Source organism: Marinimicrobium sp. UBA4509 (assembly GCF_002388575.1).
GTDB lineage: Bacteria > Pseudomonadota > Gammaproteobacteria > Pseudomonadales > Cellvibrionaceae > Marinimicrobium > Marinimicrobium koreense.
Window position 1 is genome coordinate 6,060 of the sequence record NZ_DGMV01000024.1, and the last position, 3,229, is coordinate 9,288.

Sequence of the window (3,229 nt, forward strand, 5' to 3'; positions counted from 1 at the left end):
TTTGGCCTTATCCGCCCTACGGATAGCACGGCAGATGGCGTAGGGCGGATAAGGGCGAAGCCTGCATCCGCCGCAACCCAAGCTTCTGGCGCCACGGAACCCAAAGCCATGTGCTATAGTCTTTGCTACGTGGAATTCAACAACAAAGAGGAAAACTCTATGCGCATCAATCGCTTAAGCAAAGCCATCGCTTCCGGCCTGTGCGTTGGCCTGATTCTCCAGACCACCGCCTGCGGCACCGTGCTGTACCCGGAGCGGAAAGGGCAGACCGGTGGCCAGCTCGACCCGGCCGTGGTGGCTCTTAACGCCGTGGGTTTGCTGTTCTTCCTTGTGCCCGGGGTGATCGCTTTTGCGGTGGACTTCTCTAACGGCACCATCTACCTGCCCGGAGGCAGTGCCCAGTTGACCGACGAGCAGATGGAACGCATCACCCGTGCCGATGGCCAGGTGGATCAAGAGGCACTGGAGCTGCTGGTCAAAGACGAGCTGGGTATGGACGTGGACCTGCAGGCGAGCGGTGTCGAGGTGCGCAGCGTGCAATCAGCCGAGCAGGTTCAGGCCCTGATACAGTCCCGCCAGCCGACCACCTTGGCGGCGCTGTAAGACTGGAAGGTTTGTCGGGTTACGCGCGTTGCGCTAACCCGACCTACTGAACGTGCTGCGCGACGGTCGAGTAGGTCGGGTTAGGCCAAGGGCCGTAACCCGACAAATTCCGCCGCAAGCCCAGCAGGTCGGACCGGTCCGACGTTTCGGAACGCAACTCGCGTAGTCCGACAACATTCCCCGACATTGCTTCCAACCGGTAGTTTCGATGAGAATCAAAAATCCCATTACCGCCATCTGGCGCAGCGATGCGTCCCGTGGGTTGAAGATCATTGCCTACAGTCTGCTGTTGGTGTTTGTCACCTCTTTGCCACTGATTGCGTATGTGATTTTTGGGCCTTCCGACGGGAATCCGATTGGATTGGGGCTGTTATTTGCCGGTGGGGCGATGGTGGCTCATGTGGGGTTTTTTGTTGGGCTTTTGATGTTGATTTGGGATCATTATTTTCGGAAGTAGGGCGGGAGGTTGGGTAACGGCGGATGCGCCTTTGGCTCCGAAGCGTCGGACCGATCCGCCCTACGGTTCGAAGTGCCCCCCCCCGGTGACGGCGGATGCGCTTCGCTTATCCGCCCTACGGATACCACGGCAGTTCGCGTAGGGCGGATAAGGGCAAAGCCCGCATCCGCCGTTACTGAGCTACGACGCATCCGCCGTACTGAACTATTCCTCCCCCAAAAACCCGCCGGACTGATGCGACCACAACTGTGCATACAGCCCACCCTGGGCAATCAACTCCGAATGGGTTCCCTGTTCGACAATCTTTCCCTGGTCCAGCACGATCAACCGGTCCAGCGCGGCAATGGTGGACAACCGGTGCGCGATGGCGATGACGGTTTTGCCTTCCATCAATCGACTCAGGTTGCTCTGAATGATGCTTTCGACCTCTGAATCCAGGGCCGAGGTGGCTTCGTCCATGATCAGGATCGGGGCGTCTTTAAGCAGCACCCGGGCAATGGCGATGCGCTGGCGCTGGCCGCCCGAGAGTTTCACGCCGCGCTCGCCCACGTGGGCGTCGTAGCCGGTGCGTACTTCGGCATCACTCAATCCGAGAATAAAGTCGTGGGCTTCAGCTTGTTTGGCGGCTTCGATCATTTCTTCTTCGGTCGCGCCGGGCTTGCCGTACAGCAGGTTGTCCCGCACCGACCGGTGGAGCAGGGCGGTGTCCTGGGTGATCATGCCGATCTGGGCGCGCAGGGTTTCCTGCTGAACCTGGCTGATGTCTTGACCGTCGATCCGGATCTGCCCCTTCTCGATATCGTAGAAGCGCAGCAGCAGGTTGACCAGGGTGGATTTGCCGGCGCCGGAGCGGCCGACCAGACCAATCTTCTCGCCGGGCTTGAGGTCGAGAGAGAAATTCTCCAGCACCCCTTCGCCTTTGTCGTAGTGGAAGGTCACCTGATCAAATTCAATGCCGCCTTCACGAACGTTCAGGGGTTGCGCCTGCTCTGCATCGCCGACTGCGCGCGGGTGGGAGAGGGTGTTGATGCCGTCTTTGGCGGTGCCGATGTTTTCAAACAGGGTGGACACTTCCCACATGATCCACTGGGACATACCGTTCAGACGCAACACCAGGCCCATGGCGGCGGCAATGGCGCCGACCGAAATAATATCGCCGCTCCACAGCCAGATGGACAGCGCGGCGCTACTGAAAATCAACAGGGCATTAATGCCCCAGACACCGCTGTTGAGCAGGGTGGCCAGGCGCATCTGCGGGTAGACGCTGTGCAGAAACCGCTCCATACCGTCCCGGGCGTAATCGGATTCGCGCCGGGAGTGGGAGAAGAGTTTGACCGTGGCAATGTTGGTGTAAGTATCCACGATTCGGCCGGTCATATCGGCCCGGGCATTGGCCTGTCGGGTGGCGACGGCGGACAGGCGCGGCAGGAAGTAGCGCAGCAGGGCGATGTAGGCAAGAAACCAGGCACCGAGCGGCACCATCAAGCGCCAATCGAGCGAGCCCAGCAGCACCAGCATACTGGTGAAGTACACCAGCACATAGACGGTGATGTCCAGCAACTTCATGACCGTTTCGCGAACCGCCAGGGCGGTCTGCATCACCTTGGTGGCGATCCGCCCCGCGAACTCGTCCTGAAAAAAAGCCACGCTCTGACCGAGCAGGTAGCGGTGTGCCTGCCAGCGGATGATCATGGGGTAGTTGCCAAGCAGGGTCTGGTGAATCAGGGTGGAGTGAAAAAACACCGTGATCGGGATGGCGATGAGGACCACAAAGGCCATCAGCCACAGTTCTGTACCTCGCTCGGCCCAGAGTTGGGTTGGGCTGTATTGGCCGAGCCAGTCGACAGTCAGCCCCAGGAACTGAAACAGGGCCACTTCCATCACGGCAATCAGTGCGGCCATGAACGACATGGTTAACAGGAATTTGCCGGCGCCTTTGGTATAGTGGCGGCAGAAGGCCACGAGGTTCCTGGGTGGCTGTTGCGGCTCTTCGACCGGGAAGGGTTTGAGCAGACTTTCGAAAAACGCGAACATAGGGATAGACGGCTGAAGAAATGAGGGCGTAGTTTACAGGCTTTTGGTGGTATGGACCATTGGGGGTTGTTAAGGGATGTAATGAGTTGTGTCCGCCGTAGCAATCCCGTAGGTCGGATTAGCGCGCAGCGCGTA

General features: G+C 59.3%; 3 protein-coding genes. 2 read left to right on the forward strand and 1 reads right to left on the reverse strand.

What is annotated here, in order from left to right:
- Positions 1-159 precede the first annotated feature (159 nt).
- Positions 160-603: a polyribonucleotide nucleotidyltransferase gene (locus B3520_RS02620; RefSeq protein WP_286807682.1), complete on the forward strand. Its 444-nt coding sequence runs from the start codon at positions 160-162 to the stop codon at positions 601-603.
- A 208-nt stretch (positions 604-811) separates the two neighbouring features.
- Complete coding sequence (locus tag B3520_RS02625) at positions 812-1,060, forward strand: hypothetical protein (protein ID WP_286807681.1); 249 nt, start codon at positions 812-814, stop codon at positions 1,058-1,060.
- Between the two features lie 204 nt (positions 1,061-1,264).
- On the opposite strand, the gene B3520_RS02630 is transcribed toward B3520_RS02625, so the two are convergent.
- Positions 1,265-3,094 (reverse strand): ABC transporter ATP-binding protein, encoded by a 1,830-nt coding sequence (locus B3520_RS02630; protein ID WP_286807680.1) that lies wholly within the window; start codon positions 3,092-3,094, stop codon positions 1,265-1,267.
- Between the last annotated feature and the right edge of the window lie 135 nt (positions 3,095-3,229).